19 protein-coding genes and 1 riboswitch are annotated in these 24729 nt (G+C 39.5%); of the genes, 13 read left to right on the forward strand and 6 right to left on the reverse strand.

The features are described 5' to 3' along the window. Positions 1-13 precede the first annotated feature (13 nt). Entirely contained in the window at positions 14-703 is a 690-nt protein-coding gene (locus R2R28_RS22535; RefSeq protein WP_316827907.1) for an SDR family oxidoreductase, read from the reverse strand. A gap of 148 nt (positions 704-851) precedes the next feature. Here R2R28_RS22535 and R2R28_RS22540 point away from each other — a divergent pair, with 148 nt between their 5' ends. The 7 genes from R2R28_RS22540 (at position 852) to msrA (ending at position 6973) form a co-directional block, all read left to right on the forward strand. Continuing rightward, entirely contained in the window at positions 852-1586 is a 735-nt protein-coding gene (locus R2R28_RS22540) for an MlaE family ABC transporter permease (protein WP_025145954.1), read from the forward strand. Beyond that, a complete protein-coding gene (locus R2R28_RS22545) occupies positions 1586-2338 on the forward strand; it encodes an ABC transporter ATP-binding protein (protein WP_187591562.1) in 753 nt (250 codons plus the stop codon). The genes R2R28_RS22540 and R2R28_RS22545 overlap by 1 nt, the downstream gene beginning before the upstream one ends. 21 nt (positions 2339-2359) lie before the next feature. Beyond that, positions 2360-2578, forward strand: coding sequence for a DUF2281 domain-containing protein (locus R2R28_RS22550; protein ID WP_316827908.1), 219 nt, complete (start codon positions 2360-2362; stop codon positions 2576-2578). 110 nt (positions 2579-2688) lie between these two features. Continuing rightward, positions 2689-3570, forward strand: a complete 882-nt coding sequence (locus R2R28_RS22555; RefSeq protein WP_316827909.1) for a class I SAM-dependent methyltransferase — start codon at positions 2689-2691, stop codon at positions 3568-3570. 89 nt (positions 3571-3659) lie between these two features. Further along, complete coding sequence (locus tag R2R28_RS22560) at positions 3660-4709, forward strand: hypothetical protein (protein ID WP_316827910.1); 1050 nt, start codon at positions 3660-3662, stop codon at positions 4707-4709. Positions 4710-4777: 68 nt separating this feature from the next. Next, positions 4778-6193, forward strand: a complete 1416-nt coding sequence (locus R2R28_RS22565) for a hypothetical protein (RefSeq protein WP_316827911.1) — start codon at positions 4778-4780, stop codon at positions 6191-6193. Between the two features lie 237 nt (positions 6194-6430). Continuing rightward, positions 6431-6973, forward strand: coding sequence for a peptide-methionine (S)-S-oxide reductase MsrA (msrA, locus tag R2R28_RS22570; protein ID WP_316827912.1), 543 nt, complete (start codon positions 6431-6433; stop codon positions 6971-6973). On the opposite strand, the gene R2R28_RS22575 is transcribed toward msrA, so the two are convergent. Continuing rightward, the gene (locus tag R2R28_RS22575; RefSeq protein WP_316827914.1) at positions 6974-8062 is read right to left on the reverse strand and encodes an acyl-CoA dehydrogenase family protein; all 1089 of its coding nucleotides are present in this window, start codon (positions 8060-8062) and stop codon (positions 6974-6976) included. A gap of 8 nt (positions 8063-8070) precedes the next feature. Further along, a complete protein-coding gene (gene pnuC / locus R2R28_RS22580; RefSeq protein ID WP_316827915.1) occupies positions 8071-8703 on the reverse strand; it encodes a nicotinamide riboside transporter PnuC in 633 nt (210 codons plus the stop codon). A gap of 42 nt (positions 8704-8745) precedes the next feature. Beyond that, a riboswitch (TPP riboswitch) is annotated at positions 8746-8817 on the reverse strand. Between the two features lie 274 nt (positions 8818-9091). Here pnuC and R2R28_RS22585 point away from each other — a divergent pair. The 6 genes from R2R28_RS22585 (at position 9092) to R2R28_RS22610 (ending at position 18145) form a co-directional block, all read left to right on the forward strand. After that, positions 9092-12157, forward strand: a complete 3066-nt coding sequence (locus R2R28_RS22585) for a two-component regulator propeller domain-containing protein (RefSeq protein ID WP_316827916.1) — start codon at positions 9092-9094, stop codon at positions 12155-12157. Further along, complete coding sequence (locus R2R28_RS22590) at positions 12150-12797, forward strand: response regulator transcription factor (RefSeq protein WP_316827917.1); 648 nt, start codon at positions 12150-12152, stop codon at positions 12795-12797. The genes R2R28_RS22585 and R2R28_RS22590 overlap by 8 nt, the downstream gene beginning before the upstream one ends. Positions 12798-12985: 188 nt before the next feature. Continuing rightward, positions 12986-13477 carry a T9SS type A sorting domain-containing protein gene (locus R2R28_RS22595; RefSeq protein WP_316827918.1) on the forward strand — a complete coding sequence of 164 codons (492 nt, stop codon included), beginning with the start codon at positions 12986-12988 and terminating at the stop codon, positions 13475-13477. A 30-nt stretch (positions 13478-13507) separates the two neighbouring features. Further along, on the forward strand, positions 13508-14650 hold the full coding sequence (gene porV, locus R2R28_RS22600; RefSeq protein WP_316827919.1) for a type IX secretion system outer membrane channel protein PorV: 1143 nt from the start codon (positions 13508-13510) through the stop codon (positions 14648-14650). Between the two features lie 29 nt (positions 14651-14679). Beyond that, entirely contained in the window at positions 14680-15024 is a 345-nt protein-coding gene (locus R2R28_RS22605; RefSeq protein WP_316827920.1) for a hypothetical protein, read from the forward strand. 37 nt (positions 15025-15061) lie between these two features. Then, positions 15062-18145, forward strand: coding sequence for a collagen-like protein (locus tag R2R28_RS22610; protein WP_316827921.1), 3084 nt, complete (start codon positions 15062-15064; stop codon positions 18143-18145). Positions 18146-18483: 338 nt separating this feature from the next. On the opposite strand, the gene R2R28_RS22615 is transcribed toward R2R28_RS22610, so the two are convergent. The 3 genes from R2R28_RS22615 to R2R28_RS22625 form a co-directional block, all read right to left on the reverse strand. Then, positions 18484-21360, reverse strand: coding sequence for a DNA gyrase/topoisomerase IV subunit A (locus R2R28_RS22615; RefSeq protein WP_316827923.1), 2877 nt, complete (start codon positions 21358-21360; stop codon positions 18484-18486). 432 nt (positions 21361-21792) lie between these two features. Further along, positions 21793-23478, reverse strand: a complete 1686-nt coding sequence (locus tag R2R28_RS22620) for a PNGase F N-terminal domain-containing protein (protein ID WP_316827925.1) — start codon at positions 23476-23478, stop codon at positions 21793-21795. Between the two features lie 663 nt (positions 23479-24141). After that, complete coding sequence (locus tag R2R28_RS22625) at positions 24142-24630, reverse strand: cytidine deaminase (protein WP_316827926.1); 489 nt, start codon at positions 24628-24630, stop codon at positions 24142-24144. Between the last annotated feature and the right edge of the window lie 99 nt (positions 24631-24729).

Here is a 24729-nt window from a genome sequence, read left to right on the forward strand (position 1 = left end):
TGTTCATTTTGTGTTAAAAATCGAGCGGGGTAATCAAAACCTCATCTACGTTTACACCCTTACTTAAGTTTAAAATGGCGAATAAAGTTTCTGCAATATCTTCAGGCTGTACAAATTTTTCATCGGGGATTGTTGTTCCTTCCCATGATGAGGTTTTGGTAGAACCTGGTAAAAACGCAGTAACTTTAACGTTGTGAGGGGCTAACTCTTGCCGCAATACATGATTAAGACTTAACATCGCTGCTTTTGTTACACTATAACTACCACCATTTTTTACAGGAGCCTTACTGGCCACCGAACAAATGTTGAATATATGGCCCTGTTTTGCTGAGCGCATTTTTTTTCCGAAAAATTTACTGGTATAATAGCTGGCATTGGTGTTTAGTTGTTGCTGCTTTTCGAAGGTTTTGTCGTCTTCATCAAGCAAACTCCCTGGTAAAAAAATACCCACATTATTAACTAAAACTGTTATATCATCGAAATTAATGGCGGCTGAATTTAAAAAAGCATATACTTCTTCTTTAACTGAGCAATCTGCCGCGAAAATAAAAACAGCATTCCCATAAGGTGTTAATTCTTCTCTTAGTGCTTTCAAATCAGCTTCTCCCCTTGCTACTAAAATTAAATCGTATCCATTTTGTGCCAATTTTAGCGATATGGCCCTTCCAATTCCTTTACTTGCACCGGTTATTACAGCTTTCATGTTTTGTGGTTTAATTTTTGTTGACAAAAAACCATATTTATATTCAAAACCACGAATATTTTTACAATTAGCAAAGAGCGACAACTTTTTTATCGTTTCTTTGTAGTAGTATAAGAATGATCATTTAAATTAAGCAAATACATACGGAATGAATTTTACCAATTTCGGCAGATACATCCTGCTACTCAAGTCTGTATTCAGAAGGCCGGAAAAACTGAAAATATATCTTAAAGAGATTGCCAAACAAATGGATTATGTTGGTGTAGGCTCTTTAGGACTAATTGCCATTATCTCTACTTTTATTGGTGCGGTAATGACTTTACAAATTGCTTTCCAGCTGGTTAGTGATTTTATACCTAAAACCATTATCGGTTCTGTAAACCGCGACTCGAGTATCCTGGAGTTAAGTCCAACCATTAGTGCAATTGTACTGGCAGGAAAAATCGGCTCGGCCATTTCATCAGAAATTGGTTCGATGCGGGTTACCGAGCAGATTGATGCATTAGAAATTATGGGTATTAATGCTCCCGGGTATTTAATTCTGCCTAAAATTATTTCAGGCATTACCATGGTACCCATGTTGGTGATCATTTCGATGTTCTTAAGCATTACCGGTGGATACATTGGTGGTTCAATTTCAGGTGCGGTTACGCCGGCAGAGTATATCCAAGGTATTACAACTGATTTTAATCCTTATACCATTGTGGTTGCTTTAGTAAAAGCATTTGTGTTTGGCTTTATCATTACATCGGTTCCGGCTTACGAGGGTTTTTATGTTCGAGGTGGCGCTTTAGAAGTTTCGCAGGCCAGTACAAGAGCAGTTGTTATTAGCTGTATCTCTATTCTTGTTTGCGATTATTTAGTTACTCAACTTTTATTGTAATGATCGAAATTAAAGATATTTATAAATCATTCTCCGGAAACGACGTTTTAAAAGGCATTTCAGGAAAGTTTGAAGAAGGCGTAACCAACTTAATTATTGGCGGTTCGGGATCGGGAAAAACTACCTTGCTTAAATGTATGGTGGGTTTACACCAGCCCGATTCTGGTTCGGTATTATACGATGGCCGCGATTTTACACCCATGACCTACGAGCAGCGTATCGAAGTGCGTAAGGAAATTGGTATGCTTTTTCAGGGATCTGCCCTGTTTGATAGTATGACTGTTGAAGAAAACATCATGTTTCCTTTAAACATGTTTACCGATCAAACCAGAAAGGAAAAACTGGAGCGGGTTGATTTTTGTCTGGAACGCGTTAACCTTGCCGGTAAAAACAAATTATTTCCTGCTGAATTATCTGGTGGTATGAAAAAACGTGTGGGTATTGCCCGTGCGATTTCGATGAACCCGAAATATTTGTTCTGTGATGAGCCAAACTCGGGCTTGGATCCAAAAACATCTATCGTTATTGATGAGCTGATCCAGGAAATTACCGAAGAGTATAAAACCACTACCATTGTAGTAACACATGATATGAACTCGGTAATGGGCATCGGCGATTATATTTTGTTCCTGCACGAAGGAAAAAAATTCTGGGAAGGCAGCAATAAGGAAATTGCACATACCGACATTAAAGAGCTGAACGACTTTGTATTTGCCAGCCGTTTTATGAAAGCTGCAAAAGATAAATTTTAAGAAAAACCGTATATTTGTTTAATGACTACGGCCACAAAAAATATCATTGATAAATTGGAAACCTTACCAGATAGCATGGTAAACGAGGTAGAAGATTTTATTGATTTTTTAAAAGCAAAACATGCCAAAAGTTTTCCTAAATCGGGAAGTGAAGAACACGTTGTTGAAGAACCAAAAAGCTTATATGGTAATGCAAAAGGTACAATTCTTTACATTTCTGATGACTTAACGAACCGCTAAATTTATAATAAATAAAATCGTCATTGCGAGGCACGAAGCAATCTCCTTCTGTATATCTATCGCATTAAGATTGCTTCGTGCCCCGCAATGACGACCTACATAAATAACAAATGATACAATTACTTGCCCCAACCCACTGGAAAGATTATGAACTGATAGATTGCGGGGATTTTGAAAAATTAGAACGTTTTGGAAACGTGATTCTTATCCGTCCTGAACCACAGGCCGTATGGAAAAAAACATTATCGGAACAGGATTGGAAAAAAACAGCCAACATTACTTTCAGGGGCCGTTCGGCTACAGCTGGAGAATGGGTAAAGAAAAACCAATCTATTCCTGATCGCTGGCATGTAGATTATAAAAACAACGAAGTTGCCATTAAACTCCGTTTAGGTTTAACTTCTTTTAAACATGTTGGTGTATTCCCCGAGCAAGCCGTAAACTGGGATTTTATTTCATCTTCGATCAAAAAATTTAAAACACCACAGCCAAAGGTTTTAAACCTTTTCGCTTATACCGGTGCAGCTTCATTAATTGCCAATGCAGCAGGAGCAGAAACTACCCACGTTGATTCTATTAAACAGGTAGTAACCTGGGCAAATGAAAACCAGGAACTTTCTGGCTTAAAAGATACCCGTTGGATGGTGGAAGACGCTTTGAAATTCGTAAAAAAAGAACTGAAACGTGGCAAAAAGTACAATGGAATCATTTTAGATCCACCTGCTTACGGGCACGGACCAAACGGGGAAAAATGGAAACTGGAAGACCATATCCAGGAAATGATGCAGGATGTTGTACAGTTATTGGACGAAAAAGAACATTTCCTGATTCTGAACACCTACTCGCTTGGTTTTTCTTCGGTGATTGTCGAAAATTTAATCCGTACTTCTTTCCCGGCGGTTAAAAATCTAGAAACCGGAGAACTTTATTTACAGGCAACATCCGGCATTAAATTACCATTGGGTGTTTTTGGTAAATTCTGTAATGTGTAAATGTTAATTACTTTATTTTAAACTATCAGATTTCCGTCCTACTTTCATTGGTCCGGAAAAAGACTAAATTTTAATTATCTAATATATCTATGAAATTCCCTCAATTAGCAGGCACCCTAATACTTGGTTTTGCCGCAATCAGCTTGTTCGCCAACTGTAATTCAGATGGTAAAGGCGGCAGCGGTGTTGGTAAAATCTTCTCATCTGATACGACTAAAAAGAAAGCGGACTCAGCAGTAAACGTAATGAAACCTGTTGATCCAAAACTTTACGACTCTTTGGTTAAAAAACTAGCTAATGGAGATACCACCGGAAAATGGCCTGTAAAAAACCAACCCTATCCTTTAGCTGGCGCTATTTTGCCGTTTAAACGTATAGTGGTTTATTACGGAAACCTGCACTCAAAAAAAATGGGTGCATTGGGGGAATACGCTCCAAAAGAAATGTGGCAACGCTTAAATGCAGAAGTTAAACATTGGGAAAAAGCAGATCCTAGCACCCCGGTACAACCAGGTTTACACTATATTGCAGCAGTGGCAAGCGGTACACCGGGAAAAGATGGAAAATACATTAACAGAATGGCTAATAAACAAATCGATTCTGTTTTGTCAATTGCTAAAATGCACCCCAATACCATTGTGTTTTTAGATCTTCAGGTAGCATTAAGTACCATTAAGGCAGAATTGCCACACATTGAAAAATATCTTGAATTGCCTTATGTACATTTAGGTATCGATCCGGAGTTTTCGATGAAAGATGGTTCGTTGCCAGGAAAAAAAATCGGCACGTATGATGCTGCTGATGTAAACTATGTAACTCAATATTTAGCTGATATTGTTAAAAAACATAACCTTCCTCCAAAAGTATTTGTATTGCACCGTTTCACTAAAAAAATGGTAACCAATTCTGCAAGCATTAAACTTCGTCCGGAAGTACAAGTAGTAGTGCATATGGACGGATGGGGCGAACCTGAATTGAAAAAAGGAACTTACCGTCATTTTGTACAGGGAGAACCGGTTCAGTTTACGGGTTTCAAATTATTTTACAAAAATGACCTTAAAAAGGAGCCTAAACGTTTAATGACGCCGGAAGAGCTTTTAAAGCTTACCCCAAAACCTATATACATTCAGTATCAATAATAAACATAACGCCCCCAATGTAAAAATCGGGGGCGTTATTAGTTAAATTACCTAATTTGCGCTCAAAAATGAAAAAGCTCTTCACGCTTATCTTATCTTTATTTATCGCGTACTCTTCAGGTTTCGCGCAGGAGTTAAAAAACTCAAAATCTTTACAAACGGCATTAGAAAAATCTTCATCATCTAAAAAGCCAGTTTTATTAATTTTAGAAGTAACAGGCATCCCCAGGCCTACTAATTTACCTCCTAATGCAAAAGTCAGTTTTAAATCGGCTTTAGATGAACCTGAGGTAATCAACAGGATTAATGAAAATTTTATCGTTTATAAAACCACAATGACCGATACCAGCGTGAGGTCAATTATCAGGGACGCAAATGTAAAATCTTTTCCTGCCTTTGTTTTTCTGCACTCCAATAAGGATGTATTTTATAAAGATTTCGGAAACTCTACTGATCAGAAAAAATACGCTATAATGATCGATAAAGCTTTATTAGCCTCAAAAGATGCATCTATTTCTGATTTAGAAGCTGAATATCATGCGGATAAAAGTAACAACATGTTATTGAAAAAGTTAATTGATGCCAGAAAAAAAATCGGGTTTACAAACAACGCCCAATTTATTGAGCAATATGCAAACAACTTAAAAATCGGAGATTTTAACGATTACCAGAATGTACTGTATATCCTGGAGGCTGGACCGTTTAGCGATGGGAATGCTTATAAACTGGCCAGTACCAACAGAAAAATTATTGATAGTTTGTACAAAACAGAGCCATATCCAAGAAGAACAGCCATTAACAATGCGATCATCACCAATACCATTGCTGATGCAGCAAAAACCAAAAATACGCCGAGGGCAATTTCAGCTGCTTCTTTTGCCAGAAATACCTGGAAAAGGGATTACATAAACGGAGAAAAAGCGTACCACACACAAATTTTATGGTACTACAGTACGGTAAAGGATACCGCTAGCTATTTAAGAACTGCCAGTTACTTTTACGATAATTACTATATGACTATCGGTGCCGATAGTATAAAAAAAATAGAGAAAAGAAACCAGGAGGCTTTAACAAAAAAGCATATCGCTTCGATGCCCCAGCAAAAACAAATTTCAAAAGAAAAACTGGATAGCTTACAAAAAATATATGGGAAAACTACGGTTACACAATCATCTATGGTAACGTTTGGTTCCCCATCTAATTCATATGCCAACGAATTAAACAATGCAGCCTGGAAATTTTACGAAACCGGCACTAAAAACCTCAATTATCTTACCAAGGCGATGTTATGGAGCAGGCGATCTATTGAATTAAATCCAATTGCCGGATACTATGATACTTTAGCACATATACTTTATCGCTTAGGCTATCATGAAGAAGCGATTAAAACACAGGAAACAGCAATAGATAAGGCGAAAAATGAAAAAACGCCAATTGCAAATCTCGAATCAGAACTAAAAAAAATAAAAGCAAAAACAATTTAATTGTTACATAAAAGACACCCCTCTAATTTAAATTGGGGGTGTTCTATTTAGTACATATTTTTAACAGAAAAATGTTTATTGTTTGCACTATACGGTATAAATACTATATTGATCCACTGTAAGTTAAAGATCAACAACTTACAGGAATAACCAGTCGTTAACTCATACTTTGGAAGCCAAAAAGATGTTTTTCTTGATGGATTTAAAAAGTTGGAATAGATTTTATATAAGTAGGATATGCAAACAGCAACATTTGGCGGAGGCTGCTTTTGGTGCACCGAAGCCGTATTTCAAACGTTAAATGGTGTAAGCCAGGTAACATCGGGTTATATGGGAGGAGAATTAAAACATCCAACTTATATGGAGATCTGTAATGGCGATACCGGCCATGCAGAGGTAGTTCAAATCACCTTTAATGAAGATGTAATCTCTTTCGAAGAGCTTTTACTCGTGTTTTTTAAAACCCATAATCCAACTACCTTAAACAGGCAGGGAAATGATATTGGTACGCAGTACCGTTCCGTTATTTTTTATGAGAACGAGGATCAGCAAAAGCAGGCTGAACAAATGGTTAGTAACCTCACTAAGGAACAAATTTTCGACAAAGCCATTGTTACAGAAATTTCGCCTGCGGCAGAGTTTTACGAGGCTGAAGATTACCATCAAAATTATTTTAGTGGTAACCAGGGCAAGCCTTATTGTGCCTTTGTGATACAGCCAAAGTTAAATAAGTTTGCCAAAGATTTTAAAGATAAAATTAAGCCCGAGCTATTGGAGTAGTTAAACCTCGAAAGTGAGCAAAGCATGCTGACTAGCGGTATGGATATCACGCCAAACACGGTTAATTTCTGACTCTTTTTTGGCAGCCTCTAAACCACAGTAGGGAAATAACCTGGCTGCAGTTCGCCAACAGGCATGTGCCAGTTTACGACTGATTGCACTGACTTTAGCCAGGGTATCGTTATCAATTTCATGGTGATTCACCAGCTTATTCCAGGAGAGATCAAAGGTGTTATAAAATTCAGTACGGAGATCTCCTATTGTCTGTTTGCAGCTATTGAGTTCGTTTGTAAAAAAAGAAACCTGCTCATCGTTATATCTTTTTAAACCTGTGCGTAAATAAAAAGCATCTTCAACCAGCTGAATAAAATGATTGGTCATGCCCAGGCTATTTACGGTTAAAGTGGTTTCTGCGAGCTGTAAAAAAGGATAATCAAATCCTGCATCGGCTATTTCGATATGCTGGTTAATTTTAAAAGTCCGGTTTTCGGGTATATTTAGGTTTTTGACCTCAAAAGCATGGCTTCCGGTGGCGATTAAACCAAAATAAGACCATCCGGGTAAAATCGCTACTTCATCTTTTTTAAGGATAAACGATTTAATCTCCGGTTCTCCGTTTTCATCTAAAATATCATTGCCATTTTTATCTTTAAGGGTACAGTTGGCTGTAAATATGGTGGCGTGTAAAGCACCGCTGGCATAATTCCATTTACCGTTTAACAGATAGCCCGATTCGGTTTTAATGGCTACTCCACCAACAGCTCCACTTCCGGCAAAACAAACTTCAGGGTCGGCAAAAATTTCTGCAGCCAAATCAGGATTTAAGAAACCAGCAAACCAACCGGCACCGGCACATAAGGTAATGGTCCAACCCAAACTGCCATCGGCTTCCGCCAGTTCTTCTTCTAACCTTAAAATTTCAGGGAGTTTTCTGCCTGGTCCGCCATAAACCGTGGGTACAAAAAGCTTAAACCAGTTTTCCTGATAGGCCAGTGCTAAAATTTCGGGATGAAGTTTCCCCATTTCTTCAGAAAGTGCCGCATAGGTTTTTACTTTTTCTTGCCAGGTAGTGGTTAATGTATCTTGCATGCTGATTTTTATGATGATGGCTGCGCCAATTTGAACCTGCTTTTATTGATGATCTTTTTCCAGTCGAAAAAGCCGAAGATGGCTACAGTGAATAAAAACGTAGTTAAACAAGCCATTAAAGGGAGTTTTTTATGAAAAAGCAAAGGGATGGCCACAATATTTGAAATGTTGAGGAAGATCCAGTTTTCTATTTTTCGTTTGGCCAATAACCACATTCCTGCCCAGGCGGTAGCCGAAACAAATGCATCGAATAGGGGTACGTCCGAATCGGTATAGTGTCTCAATACCAAATAAAGCACACCAAAACCGATAACAGAGATTAAAACAGCAATGGTAAGTTCGTTATTACTCGACCATGATACCTGATTTTCACCATCCAGTTTTCTTGTTTTCCAGATTGCCCAGCCGTAAACACTCATTACCAGGTAATAGATGCTTAACAATGTTTCTGCATATAATTTTACGTTCAGCAACAAAAACATCGATAACAAAATCGAAATGATGCCGGTTGGATAGAGCAAAATGCTATTTTTCCGGGCAAATAGAACCTCTGCAACACCAAAACCAACCGCAAACCACTCCACTAAAGAAGTATGTATAATCTGCTCTTGAAAAAGCTTAAACCAATCCTGAAAATCCATTTACAATATAAAATTTGAAGACTGCTTTCAGGGCGAAACAGCATGGTCATTTTTAACCTCTTCCTACGTCGGCATTATCCGAATCAGGTTCATTAGAAGATGTAAGGTTTAAGGTATAGGATATAAGGTTCAAAAACCCTACGCCTTAAACCTTCTGGCTTAAACCTCTAAATGGGTATAATCTCAGCAAATTGATGGCAACAGAAATTGCAACATCAAAAAGCACCCCTTTGAGCATTACAAATATATGCTTTTTTAATTTAATGATATTTTAAAGCAGGTTTATGCACCATAATTTCGCAATACGCTTATTATCAACGAATATAAAATTGAAAAATATTATAATTTTATATATTTAAGGCCTCAAATCATCCCAAATTAACATCCCATGTACCTTATTAACGGCTTTTCGAAATCTGTTTTGTTAAAAAGGATTTGTGGTATTTTCTTTTTTCTGTTATTACAGCTAACCCTTTCGGCCCAAACAAAACCTACTTTACTCTTTAAACACCTCACCCTTGAAGATGGCTTAAGTGACCCGATAGTACAGGCTTTGCATGTTGATCATGATGGTTTTTTATGGATGGGTACGGAAAATGGATTGAACCGTTTTGATGGTAAAACCTGTATCACCTACAAAAATAAAAATAACGTTAAAGCTTTCCCTGGTAATTACATCACCAACATCATAGAAGACAAAAACGGCGATTTAATTATTGGTTCGCAGAGCAACCTGGTAAAATACAACAGGAAACAGGATAATTTCAGCCTTTATAATTTTACTAATGGAGTTAAACTGAACGATAATTATTATTCTTTCCCTTTTTATATTGATAAACAGGAAGATTTATGGGTATATCTGGCAGGCAATGTTTATAAATACAGCAGTAAGGATAATAAAACCAAATACATCACCACTTATTCTAACGGATACCAGTTTGCACCTGTTCCCTTTTACCAGCAGCTCAATTGGTTTATCAGCAGAGGGGTAAAAGGCATTTACATCAATAAAACAGATGATGTAATGGAGCAGCATGTACAGGAGTATTTTATGAACAGTAATAATGAGGCGCTCAACAGTCACATTGCTGACGTATATGTTGCATCAGACAGTTTACTTTGGCTGGCCAGCGATAAGGGATTGATTGAATTAAACACCAAAACAAAACATTATGAGCGCTTTAACACTTGTAAAACCAGCAAAAACATTGCGGCAACAGCAATAGCCAAATACCCCAATAAACCATGGCTTTTTATCGGAACCAGAAACAATGGCTTACTTTTATTCGATTTAGGGAGTAAAAAGTTTATTGCTGAATATACCCATCAATCGGATGATGCATTCAGTTTATTGGGTAATTACATCAAAAAAATCTACATTGATAAAAAACAGAACATTTTTTTAAGTATTAATGGCTACGGACTGGATTATACGAATTTAAATAAGGTAATTTTCTCCAGGTTCGTTGATAAAGCCGACAATATTCCGGCTAATTTTGAAAATGATATTAGCGCTATCTTAAAAACAAAAAATGGCCAGCTTTGGTGCGGCACAAAAACCTCGGGTTTACTCATCTATAACCAGGATTTAAATAAACCTTTAAAACACGAATTTTTAAAACTTGGCGTTTCACACCTTGCAGCACTAGATCATGGCCATATTTTAGTAGGGCTTTCTAACGGGCTTTTTTTTAGTTACGATGATAAAAAGCAAACTTTCAGCTTATTAAAAACAAGCTTTTCTGAAAAACTGAACGGGAAAGTACAGATCAATCAGATTTTAAAAATTGGAGAAAATTTATTTGCCGCTACCGAATACGGTGTAGCTAAAATTGTGCTGAAATCAGAAAACCGGATATACTTCGAAATGGACCAGGGCATTAACCGGGCGGTAACATGGCCAAATATCCAACATATTTTGCCTGTTACACCAGATAAAGCTATTATTCAATCCTATTATACCTCTTTATACCTTGCAGATTTAAAAGACGGAAAATTTATTTTCAACAAAGAAATTGCAAGATCACCCTATGGCATCAACGGAAGTATAAAGGTTGGTAAAATGCTGTTTCTGGCCACCACTTCAGGACTTTTAAAATTTAATCCTGATTCGAATACCATTGCCAAAGTCAGCTTAATTGATGCCAACTGCAGCAGCATACTGGCTGATGAAAATCAAAATCTTTGGATAGGAACCAACAATGGCCTGTACTTTTATAACACCAGGAACCGAAATCAAACACGTTATACCATTGATGACGGGTTACAAAGCATGGTTTTTAATGCCAATGCGGCTGTATTGTTAAATAATAAAGCATTGGTATTTGGAGGAATTAACGGAATTAACGTGATAAATCCAGTAAAATCGAATGTGTACACCAGCTATTCAAAGCCACAGATTACGGATATTCTCATTAATGATCAAATCCATCAGGGCATCGGCAATCCAATTACCGCAAGCAGTTTAAAGCTCAATCATGATGAAAACACAATAACAATTGCCTTTAGTACGATGGATTTTATAGATCCTGCGCAAAGGAAAATTGTTTACCAGATGATTGGCTACGATAATAAAAAAGTAAGTGTTTTTGGCAGCAACAGTATCCGTTTTCCGAATATGCCATCGGGGAAGTTTAAACTCGTACTCACAGATGTGATCAGTAATGAAAAAACGGTTTTATCTATCTTGATCAGTGCGCCGTTTTGGCAAAAAAGCTGGTTTATTGGCTTGGGAACGCTTATTTTAATCGTGATTTCGCTAATAGCATTGTTTATTTACCTCAGATGGGTAAAACATTTACAGGTGTTACAGCTGCGGCAGATGATTAACTTTCAAAAAGCCGACAGAAAAAGAATTGCGGATGATTTGCACGATGAGCTGGGCTTAAAGCTTTCTACCTTAAAACATTACCTCCTGGCAGGCGACATCAATAAAATGATAGACGGCGGCGAACTGCGCAAGTTATCTGCAGCATACATCGATTCGTCTGTAGATGTATTAAGGAACACCCTCATTAACCTAAGCCCTCAAACTCTTGATGAAAACGGACTGGTAACGGCAATGGAAGATTTGATTGATAACATTAACAGATTGGGGATTATTAACATCCACTTTGATCACTCAGGTTTTACTGTGGCCCTTAAAAGTACACCTGAATATGCCATTTACCGGATCTGCCAGGAGCTGATCAATAATACCATTAAACATGCCGCAGCCAAAAATATTTATATCGTAATTATTAACCGTAACGAAAAGCTGATTTTACTTTATGAGGATGACGGCAAGGGATACGATTACAATACCATGAAAAGGGGCTATGGGTTGTTTAATATCGAAGCGCTTACCAAAGCCATAAGGGCCGAACTGGATATTGATTCGGCAGTAGGAAAAGGTGTTGCGGTTACCATTTCGATTAACCTAAAAAGGATTTTAAAACCAAAAATTAATGATTAAGATATTAATTGCAGATGATCATAATGTATTAATTAACGGCCTGAAGCTGATTTTAGCCGTTAGAAGCGATTTCAACGTAATTGCAGTTGCCAATAACGGTGCTGAGGTAATCGATCTCATCAAAATCGATTGTCCGGATGTAATTTTACTGGACATTAACATGCCGGTTTTAAACGGTTATCAAACCCTTGATATTTTAAAATCTGATTATGCACACATTAAGGTTATTATACTTTCGATGTTAAATGATAAGAGAAATGTACTGAATATGCTCGAGGCCGGTGCAAAAGGATATCTGTTTAAGGATACTGATGACAAACATCTCTTTAATGCGGTTGATTGTGTTTATCATGGCGAATATTATGTATCAGAAAATCTGCAGCATATACTTGAAGAGTTTTTACAAACCAATAAGTATTCGGATAAAAAGAACAAACACCAGCTCTCCTCACGCGAGCTGGAAATTGTAAGCCTGATTATTGATGGCAATACGAATGCAGAAATTGCTGATTTGCTCTTTTTAAGTACCAGAACAGTAGATACCCACCGAAAAAATATCTTTTATAAACTCAGCTTAAATAATACAGCATCACTGGTTAAATACGCCTTAGAAAACAAGGCTTTTTTAGGCCTGCAATAATTTCTGTTCATTAATATTCATTTCAAAAATACCGTAAAAAGCGTATTGAAATAACAGATTGCTTTCTGTCAATTTGTAGTGGTCATCCATTAATGCTCATCCTTTACCTCTACCGGAAGGTGAAAATTGTGGTTGAATTTGTAGAATGCTAATTCTATAAACCATAAAAAACAAACTCCCTGCGCTCTATGAAAAAGGTATTTTTACTTTCTTTAATTTTTTTGCTGTGTTTATTTAAATCTTATGGACAAACCACACTTACCCGTAGTGTAGTTGCCAGTACCGGTGGAAGCGAACAGGTTGGTACTACTTTAGTACAGTTTACCGTTGGCGAGGTAGCAACCCTTACCCTGCAAAGCGCAGGTGTTATGCTTACACAGGGTTTCCAGCAGCCAGAAATAATAGCTTCCAATTTTGTTCCTAATGCCGTTGGTAATATGCGCGTATACCCCAACCCTGCTATTGGAAAAACCAAAGTCGATTTCGATTTATTAACTGATGGCAAGGTGGTGATTAACCTGGTTAACAATGCCGGTCAGATTGTACACTCAAGTTCAGTTACCAGTTTAGCGGGCAAAATAGAGTATGTAATACCTTTAAATGGATTGGCTTCAGGAGTGTACCACGTGGTACTGTACGTTAACTACCGCACATTTTCTGAAAAGCTCATTATACAATAAACCAAACTGCTCACTATCTAAAATACGTCGATGAAAACGCTTATCAAAACTGCATACGTTGTACTGATTTTGCTTTGCTCGCTTAATTACGCAAAGGCTCAGCTCCAAAATCAATACAGTACAGTAACTACTGGTGCGGCCTTTTTATTAATCAGTCCTGATGCAAGAAACTCAGGGGTTGGAGAGGCAGGAACGGGATTAATCAGCGATGCCAATTCTAATTATATTAATGGTGCAAAACTCTCTTTCGCAAATAAAACAGGTATTAGTGTTTCGTATGTGCCATGGATGAGGGAGATTGATAAAAGCCTTCACCTTGGCAATTTAAATGCTTACCACAAGTTAAACGATAAAGAAGTAATTGGTGTTTCCTTAAAATATTTTGATCAGGGTAACATTAATTTCCGTGATGAAAACGGCGGACTTTTACAACAATATAATGCCAACGAGTTTGCCATCGACGGAACCTACTCCAGAAAATTCGGAGATAATTTTGCCATTGCATTAACCGGGCGTTTCATTAGAAGCGATTTAGGCAACGGAACATTTAATGGTTTACAGGTAAACCCAGTTAATGCCTATGCGGCCGATATCAGCCTGTATTCCGAAAACACATTAAACAATTCGCGTTATGCCTGGGGAGTGAGTTTAACCAATGTAGGTACCAAACTAAAATATTCCTCTTCTCCCGGAGGCGAATCATTTTTACCTATGAATTTACGCATCGGTGGTGGATATACCTTGTTAAAAAACCAGTCCAACAGCCTAACCTTTCTGGTGGATGTAAACAAACTGATGGTTCCTACGCCGCCAAGGTATAAACTGGATGCAAACGGAATTGCAACAAACGAGATTGAAAAAGGCAAAGATCCGAACAGAAGTGTACCAAGTGCGCTATTTACTTCTCTTTTTGATGCGCCAGGTGGTTTCAGAGAAGAAATATCAGAATTTACGATAGCCGGTGGTATGGAGTTCGCTTACATGAACCAGTTTTTTCTCCGCACCGGATATTTTTACGAAGATCCTGAAAAAGGCAACAGACAGCACGTTTCCGTTGGCCTGGGCTTAAAAGTAAAAACTTTTCAGTTCGACATGAGTTATATCGCGCCAACAGCGAGGAGGTATGTGCTTAAAAACGGAATCAAATTTACCTTAAGTTATGCTATTGATTAAATATTAACCCTACAAACACGCTATAGAAAATGAAAAAATTATTTTTCCTGTTGATGCTGACTGTTATTGGTATCGCAAATGCAAAAGCACAGAAATCAACCATTAATACTTTATTCCCGAATAAAGTGGCCGAAATTGCTGCTCAGAAACCTAAAGAAGAAGTTTCGAAAAAAGACGTTTCTACGCCTACTAAACAAAGGTTGTTTCAGAATTATACACCGGGCGCACAGCGTTCGTCATTTTCAGCGGCGAAAAGAACCGCGGTAAGCAATATCAAAACAGCTTCCGAATCAGAAATCAAAGTTGAAAAAACCGAGCCCAAAGCAGAAGTTAAACAACCACCCATGCAACAAGAAAGCAGTACAAAACAGTAAATAGTCATCTAATACCTCTTCACTTAAATTATTTAACATGAAAAAGTTTACGCTCATCGTTGCGGTTACCCTCATCTTCCTTGGGAAAGTATTTGCTCAGAGTGGATTAACAGGGATCAACTATCAGGCAGTTGCCCGCAATAACGATGGAACTGTACTTGCCAAACAAAATGTAAAAGTTAGGATCTCTATACTGGGAGCCAGTGCCAACGGACCTGTACAATATCAGGAAAGCCACGATCTTAGCACCAATGCACTGGGTCTTTTTTCCTTGCAAATTGGTAAAGGAAGCCCATCAACAGGAACTTTAACAGGTGTGCCATGGCAAAATGCAAATCAGTATTTAAAAGTAGAACTGGCTATTGGTGGCGGTGCTTTTACAGATTTAGGCGCAACACAATTAATGAGTGTACCTTTTGCTTTATACGCAGCTTCGGGTAACCCTGGTCCTGCAGGTGCTACTGGTCCGGCGGGACCAACTGGCGCAGCCGGACCAACGGGTGCTACAGGAGCTATTGGCCCTATCGGCCCTGCTGGTGCACAAGGGCCAATTGGTATTACAGGAGCAACAGGTGCCATTGGTCCGCAAGGATTGGTTGGTTCTGCTGGTGCAACCGGAGCAACCGGACCTATTGGAGCAACTGGTCCAACAGGGGCTACAGGAGCTATTGGCCCTATCGGCCCTGCTGGAGCAACCGGACCAATTGGTGCTACAGGAGCAACAGGTGCAGTAGGTCCTGTTGGCCCAGGTGGTGCACAAGGCACGCAAGGACCTGTAGGGGCAACTGGCCCTGCCGGCCCTATCGGACCAGTGGGACCTGCTGGTGCACTTACTGGTGCTGCTGGCGGCGATTTAAGTGGAAATTATCCTAATCCGGTAGTTAATGGCATACAAAATATTGCAGTTGCTGCTACTGCTCCCGTTAATGGACAGGTTTTAAAATATAATGGAACAACCTGGGCGCCAGGATCAGATGCAGGAGGTGCATTAACACTTCCTTTTGCTGCCACAGAAAACTCTGCACCAACATTATTCTCGATCACCAACAATGGCGATGGAACATCAGTTGAGGGTATCAATAATACCACATCATCTAGCATTGCCGCAATGAGGGGTATTGTAAACTCAACATCACCTGGTGGTTTTGCCTCTGCCGTTCGTGGCATCAATAATGGTACCGGCGGTTTGGGTATTGGAATGTGGGGCAGCCATAATGGAAGTGGCTGGGGTGTTTACGGGGTAACACCAAATGGCTTAGGTGTTTACGGTAACTCCAGCGCAGCAGGTTATGGTGTGTATGCCAATAGCAATACCGGTACAGGTTTATTTGGAACATCAACCAATGGCCCTGCAGCCAGCATCGCTATTGCAAACAATGCAAATGCAAACACAGCATTAACGGTAAACACATTAGGTAATGGCATAGTAATCAATGCTTCAACAGCTGGAAGTGGTATTGGGATTAAAAGTACGAGCGGAACTGGTTTGGCTATAAACGGGATTACAAGCGCACAAACTTCGGCAGGTGTTCTGGGCCAGAATACAGGTGGTGGCGAGGCCGTTGTTGGTTTAACCACCAGCGATATAGCAGGAGCGGTTGTGGGCCGTAACGATGGCGGTGGCTTTGGTGTTCGAGGTTTTATTGCCACAAATACTACCGGTACCGCTGTGGCTGTTCAGGGCGAGGTTGGTAATAGCGGAAGTAAAGGTAGAGCCGGTAGATTCATCAATACCAATGCAACAAACACTGATGTAAATATATTAGAGGTAACATCAAATAGTAATGGTAATATACCTGATAATACACTTGGAAATGCAGCTTCATTTAAAATTGATAATACCAATAGTGTTGGTGCTGCCGTACGTGGAGAAGTAAATACCATATTCGGAAACTTTGGTGCATCGGGCATTTTTGGCGTATCATCCGGAACCGGAGGTAGGGCAGGTTTATTTTATGCCTCTAACCCTGCAGGTAATGGTGCGGCCCTTATCGCTTTAACCGATGGTAATGGCAACGCCATTACAGCTAACGCTGGTAAAAACGGAAATGCACTAGAAGCCAATGTTGATGGTACCGGAGATGCGGTATACGGTTGGGTTCCATCATTTGGTACCGGTCGTGCTGCTCATTTTGAAAACTTTAACACAGCAAACACAAATGATGTTATAACCGCAAAAACAGTCGGAAATGGAATTGCGGGTAACTTTAAGGTAGATAATACCCAAGGTATTTCTCCCGCCGTTAAAGGTGAGGTAAATTCTATTTTTGCCAACTTCGGAACAGCCGGGGTTTATGGATTATCGTCAGGCACGGGTGGGTTTGGTGGATTATTTTATTCATCAAACGCTGCAGGAAACGGACCGGCATTGATTGCACTTACTGAAGGTAACGGAAACGGAATTACCGCAAATGCAGGTAAAAACGGCCATGGTATCGAGGCCAATAATGATGGAACCGGAAACGCAGTATACGGCTGGACGCCTAATTTTGGAACCGGAAGAGCTGCCCGTTTCGCAAATTTCAATGCGGCCAATGGTAATCCAACGCTTCATGTATCAGATGCCGGTACCGGAACAGCCATATTAGCGAACCATACAGGCGCATCAGGAGATATTTTTATCGGCCAAAGTGCAGGCGGTAATGTGGCAAGGATTAACAAAGCTGGTAAGGGTTTCTTTAATGGTGGTACGCAAACCGGAGGAGCCGATTTAGCAGAAGCATTTGATGTAAACGGAGAAACTAAAGATTTTGAACCAGGTGATATTTTAATCATCTCAACAGATAAAGACAGAGCGGTTGAAAAATCGAATGGTGCTTACTCTAATCTGGTAGCGGGAGTTTATGCCACCAAACCAGGGGTTTTATTAACGGAAGAAAATATTGATTCAGAACTTGTTGGTAAAGTACCGATGGGTGTTATTGGGGTAATCCCAACTAAAGTTTGTTTAGAAGGCGGTGTTATTAAAAGAGGCGATATGCTGGTTAGTTCATCACAGCGGGGTGTGGCTATGAAAGCAGATTTAAATAAGGTTAAAGTTGGTCAGGTTTTAGGAAAAGCTTTACAGGATTTTAACCAGCAAACCGTTGGAAAAATCCAGGTATTGGTAAGTATTAAATAATGTTCTATACTTTTTTAAGGGAAAAGGCTTCTGATGTAAAATCAGGAGCCTTTGTTGTTTATTAAAAATCCGTCATGGCGAGGAGGTACCACAGCCGGCCCCGACTTCTCGGGGAAGCAATCTTTCCGGTTATCGATCCTACAAGAAAGATTGCTTCGTCGGCTGAAAAAGCCTTCTCGTAATGACGATCCTTTTTTAAGCACAATAAAGGCGGTCGTCACCCTGAATTCATTTCATGGTCTCATAGCCAGAAAGATCCTGAAATAAGTTCAGGATGACGATTTGCAAGAGAAAAGTCATCATCTAATCTGATCTTAGCGTCTCGCTAAGCCTTATTATTAAAACAACCCCAACTGCCCTTTATCATCCATATCGATATCATCCGGATTGGTGATTTCTAAATCAATCTTTTTTGCCGGTTTTTCTTCCTTTTCAGGTTTTTCTTCTGCCTTGGTTTCTTCCTTTTTAACTGGTTCAGGTTTTATTTTTTCAACCTCAGGTTTTTCTACAGCCACAGGTTTTTCAACTTTGGCAACAGGATCTTCCGTACGTTCGAATTTTGGTTTTGGCTTTTCAGCTACCGGTTTTTCCGTTACCGGTGTCTCCGGTCCGGCTTTTGGTGCTGTTTCCTCTTCAGGCTCATTTTCTTCCTCAACCGGTCCATCTTCTTCCCCTTCTCCTGCAACAGTTTCTTCAATTTCTTCTTCCTCTATTTCGGGTTCTTCAAGCACTACTTTTTGAATATCGTGTGGAGATAAACGGTTACCGTTTGCCTTTAAACCTTTAACATCAATCAGTTCAGTTAAGATCAAATCCAATGTTTCCGGAATCTGCGTTTTTCCTTTTAATACATCAACAATTACTTTTGCACCCGGATTGGAAGTAAGGTACAATAGTTTCGATTTTTGTTCCTCGCTGATGATAATGGTTTTCCTTCCGTTAGCCTGCAATTCGAATACAAAACGTTTGATAAAATAGTTCTGTGCCTTGCCCTCAAAATGTACGGCAGCAAAGGTTTTTTCCGGATCAAATTTCTCGATCAGGATCAGGCCATCATCAAAGTGGTTACTCAGTTCAAACGAGCTTAATTCATAGTAACCATCCTTGTGCACCTGCAAAATGCGGTCGTCGCCATCAAATTCGCCCAGGTATTTTCCACGGCCATCAACATTCAGGCGTTTCAGCAACTCATCGTACCAGATTTTTAAACCTGATAACGTAGAAACACCTTTACTTTTCAAAATAATCTTTTTAACCGGATATTTCGAAATGATATTACCCTGCGAACCGCGGCCTTTAATGGCCACTTCCGCAAAATCCTGATCGAACTGGAGTTTACGCAATTTAGAATGTGGTTTCAGTGCAACGTTTACAATTTCAGCTTCTCCGTTCGGATTGGCAGTAAAATACAATACCTTCGATCCTTTTGAGCCTTTGGTTAAATCGTATTCCTTATCCCGGGTTACCCCTACTACAGCAAATCTTTTAATATAGGCCGTACCACTTGCACCATCTTTATAAATCATGTTATAAATGGTACGCTCATCATTTTTCTTAAATACCTGTGCATGGATAATATTTTTTCCCACAAAGGTTTTATCAGCCACTTTCGTAATGATGCATTTACCATCTTCACGGAAAACAATCACCTCATCAATATCCGAACAATCGGCAACATGTATATCTTTCTTTAATCCCGATCCTGTTCCAATAAATCCATCTTCAGTATTCATATACAGCTTTACGTTGGCTAATGCCACTTTCGAAGCCTCTACCCGATCAAACAAACGGATTTCGGTTTTACGTTCCCTGCCTTTTCCGTATTTATCTTTCAGTTTCTGAAACCAGGCGGTGGCATATTCGGTAAGGTGTTTTAAATGGTTTTTAACCACTTTAATTTCATCTTCCAGGTTTTTCATCTGTTCGTCGGCCTTTTTCACATCAAAACGGGTGATGCTACTCATTGGCTTATCGATCAGCTTTTTGAAATCTTCCGGCAAAATTTCGCGGTAAAGTGATGGTTTAAAAGGATCAAACAAAATATGTAAAACCTCAACCACCGTATCGAAATTGTTCGAATTTTCGTATTCAGGATTTTTATACATCCCCTCCTGAATAAATATTTTTAATAACGAACTAAAGAAAATCTTTTCCTGCAACTCATGCAGACGGATTTCGAGTTCTTTTTTAAGTAAACGCTTGGTATGTTTTGTATTTTCGATCAGGATATCATTCACACTTAAAAAGTGCGGCTTATCCCCCTGGATAATACAGGTATTGGGCGAAATCGATACTTCACAGGCCGTAAAAGCATAAAGTGCATCAATGGTTACATCAGGCGAAATACCCGGCGCCAGGTGCACAACAATTTCTACATTGGCGGCCGTATTATCTTCAATCTTTTTGATTTTGATTTTGCCTTTATCATTGGCCGATAAAATACTATCAATTACAGAACCGGTTGTGGTACTGAATGGAACCTCAGTAATGACCAAAGTCTTTTTATCCTTCTCCGTAATTTTTGCACGTACCCGGATTTTACCTCCGCGCTGCCCTTCATTATAATTCGAGAAATCGGCCATTCCACCCGTAAAAAAATCGGGCAAGATATTCGGCCGTATACCCTGTAGTGCTTCAATTGAGGCATCCAGTAATTCGATAAAATTGTGTGGCATTACCTTGGTAGCCAAACCTACGGCTATACCTTCCGCACCTTGTGCAAGCAATAATGGGAATTTAACCGGCAAGGTAATCGGTTCATTATTACGTCCATCGTAACTGAGCTGCCACTCCGTAGTATCCGGATTAAAAACCACTTCGTTGGCAAATTTTGATAAACGCGCCTCGATATAACGTGGTGCCGCAGCACTATCGCCCGTAACCGGATCGCCCCAGTTACCCTGCATATCGATAAGAAGGTCTTTTTGCCCAATTTGCACCATCGCATCACCAATAGAGGCATCACCATGCGGGTGGTACTTCATCGTATTACCGATTACATTGGCTGCTTTATTAAAACGCCCGTCATCCATCTCCTTTAAAGAGTGCATAATCCGGCGTTGAACAGGTTTTAAACCATCGTGTATGTGCGGAACAGCCCTATCGAGAATTACATAAGACGCATAATCGAGAAACCAGTTTTCGTATAAACCGTTTATTGGGGTTATGGTATGTTTGTGCTCTTCGTTTACGTTTTGATCTAATTCTTCACTCATTTATTTACAAAAATTGGCAGCCGTAAATATAATAAAAATGATAGCACAGAGTGAAGACAGGTTATTCACATTTCGAGGTGGAAAATTTGTTTTTCCATCCCGTAGGCTGGTGTCTCATCTGCCGGAATCTAAATTTGTTTCCGCTGATTTGGAAAGCAGGGTTCCGTAAGGTTTGTTAAGCGTTACCTCCGGCTTTCCGATACGATCTTTTTTGCCCACAACCTACACTCTGGCAGCTAAAAAGGATCTTCTCTGCAATCCGGTTTAGAAAGACAGCATTGTGCTGCTATTTGGGGTTGTATGGTGCATAGAAAAATCGGGCGTCATTGCGAGAAGGAACGACGAAGCAATCTTTCATACCGTCGTATCCCTACTTTAAAGATTGCTTCACCCGATGAAAAATCGGTTTCGCAATGACGATCTCCATATCCCCTATTCCTCGCCCAACAACACACCCGATACATTCCATGCGCTAGAACTGCCGCCTTCTGGCTTCCCCATTGGGATGGTTACCTTTATCGCATGCGTTCCTGCCTTTAAATCACCTAAACTGATCCAGTTTGGGTTGGTAACCGTACCCGGACACCAGTTAGAACGACTTAAATCAGAAGAAGAAAGTCCGCTTTCGAAATTACCCGAAGCCGGATTAGATAAACGGTACGATCCGCAATCCTGCCTCCAGGGCGTAAAAGCAAAAGCTTCCTTATCATCCAGCCAGATGGTATTTTTACGTGGCACAAATTCATCACCGTTCCCCCAGCCACCATGCCCGGTGGTAATGTAACGTAGTTTTGCGTCTTTCAAATCTTTTGTTAAAGTAAAAGAAACTTCCAGTCCCTTATCACTGCTAAACATCGTGGCATATTCCTGTCCCGCCATTTCCATTACATTTGTTGAGTTAAACAAAGGTAAAATCACTTCTTTAACCTCCTTTTCTCTTCCACCGTTATGTAGTGTAATATTTAACGACACTTTGTGTCCGCCTTTATCGTAATTACCAATAAAAACAGCTACCCATACTTCTTTTCCATTTACCAACGGAAAAAGTTCTGATACATCCTGTCTGTAATACACTTTTTCTGCCCAGTTTTTATCCTTTAGCTTTAAAGTATTGTATTTGCCCACGCCAAAAGGGGTAAAAAACCGCATCAGTTCAATAACAGGGTTATAATTTGCCGTGGCCACTACACCCTGGTATTTTTTGCCGTTTCCGTTGTCGTAAACTGGCAGGTCTTTAACAGAGTTTTTAAGTGCATCCATCAAACTGATCTGCTTATCTGTAGGAATAATAAATACTGAACCCGTTCTATCATAGGCATCACCGTTCGATTGTTCGGTTAAATCAACAAAAACATTGGGTTTAGCTTTCAATTCAGGGAATTTAACTTTCCTGGCAATCACCGTTCCACCCGCAAAACGGAATATAGAATCGTTCGATTGCGGTTTATCAATAAAGTTGATCTGTTCGTTATTAAAAACATTTAAGGTGGTAAACCTGCTTTTCCAAAGCAGATCCTTATAGGTTAACCCATCAGTTAACTTGTCGCTTATCTTTTGTAAGTCGATTGCTTTCATTTTTTTAACTTCTTCGATTTTGGTAGCCGTTACAAAGCTGTTCCCATTGCGTACCTGCTCTAAAACCAGACCGAGCTTTTGCCCCAAACTCGTTGGCGCGGCTTTTATACCGGCATTAGTAGTGTACCATAAATCAATACGGTTCGAATTCACAACCGTTGTGGCTTTTTTACAGGTATAACCTAAAATCACTTTGGTTTCGTTGCTCAGCTCAAAAACCTGTTTGGCAATCGCAGCACTATCCGCCGTAGCTATTTGGTTATTCGCACTTAAATCTGCAACCTGAAATAAAATCCCTGCGGGTTTTGTCACAATACTTTGTTCGTAAGGGTATTTCGCCTTGTTACCGAGTATGGCGGCATTGCTGATCAAATTCTGATTTGCCGAAACAATTGTGATGGCCGGATTACGGTCTTCCTTCGGTTTTCCATCTGAAGAACGGAAATAGGTGATTTTATAATCAGCTTTACTTTTGAGTACGGACTGCGCGCATGCGCCTAAAGAAATAAAAATAGAGAAAACGAGGGTGTAGAGATACTTCATTCTGGTTAAAAAAATCAAATATAAATAAAGTATCCGTCATTGCGAGGCACGAAGCAATCCTAATGCGCACGCGAGTCGCGATCGTTTTAAGATTGCTTCGTCGGCTGAAAAAGCCTTGTCGCAATGACGATTTCTCGTGGTTTATCATTACTAAGAATCCTCTGTCATTTACACTGATTTTTATATAACCCTATTAATGAATGGTTTATCTCGGCATGCATTTCCGCCGAGCTTGGCCAAAGCAAACATCTCCGTTTTAATTAAATCCGGCCTAACTCCCGATCAAGGCATCCGGATCGGATTCCACCGTCCCAGCCATCCCACTTGCTTCGAAAGAAAACGGCGTAAGCCCTCATGAATACCATTGAAAATTACATCAAAAAATGAATAAATTTTCAGCCGGCATTTTTTTGTTTTTTCATAGGCTTTTATGTTTTCAACGGCATTCAAGCTAGCTACGCTGGTCTTTTTGATGCCAAAAAGAAAGAGCCCTTCGGTGGCGGCGGATCTGTACCGATTTTTCATCGGTAGCCGAGGCAAGACTGCGCTGTAGGGAAAAAATTAAATTATAATAAAGGCACTTAGTATTATAATCAAAGATAGATTTTCTCCACCCTGCTCGAAATGACGGTAACTCGAGACAGGACAAAGTCTCTATATCAACTACTTTTCCAACCGATCCTCAACAAAAGCAAAAGGCAATAAACTCTTTACGCTTGGCACTTTTAAAACTTCGCCGTTTAAGCAATAAAAAATCACTTCAATCGGTGCTTTTTGCTTACGCTCAAATTCTGCCATTACCTGCAAACAACCTCCACAAGAAGTAATCGGTTTTAAAATTTCAAAATGGTCTGTTTGAGCCGTAATCGCCATGCTTTCTATTACCACATTTGGATAAGTAGAGCCAATGTTGAAAAGCGCAACACGTTCAGCACAAAGCCCTGACGGGTAAGCCAGGTTTTCCTGGTTGCTGCCCAGCACGGTTTCGCCCGAAGCCAAACGGATTGCTGTACCTACCCTAAACTTAGAATATGGTGAATAAGAAGTTGCCAAAGCCTTTTCCGAAAGTTCGCAAAGGGTTCGATCTGCCAATGTTAATTCTTCGATACCGGCATATTGCTCAAAGGATATATTTAGGTTTATTGATTTCATTTTTAACTGTTTACATCACCGCCCATGTTAAATTTTTATAGCGGGCGAACAATTTAAGTTATTTTTTGTATTAATTAATAAAAACTGCCTTAAATTTAA

The sequence above is a fragment of the Pedobacter miscanthi genome (assembly GCF_032678605.1).
Lineage (GTDB): Bacteria > Bacteroidota > Bacteroidia > Sphingobacteriales > Sphingobacteriaceae > Pedobacter > Pedobacter miscanthi_A.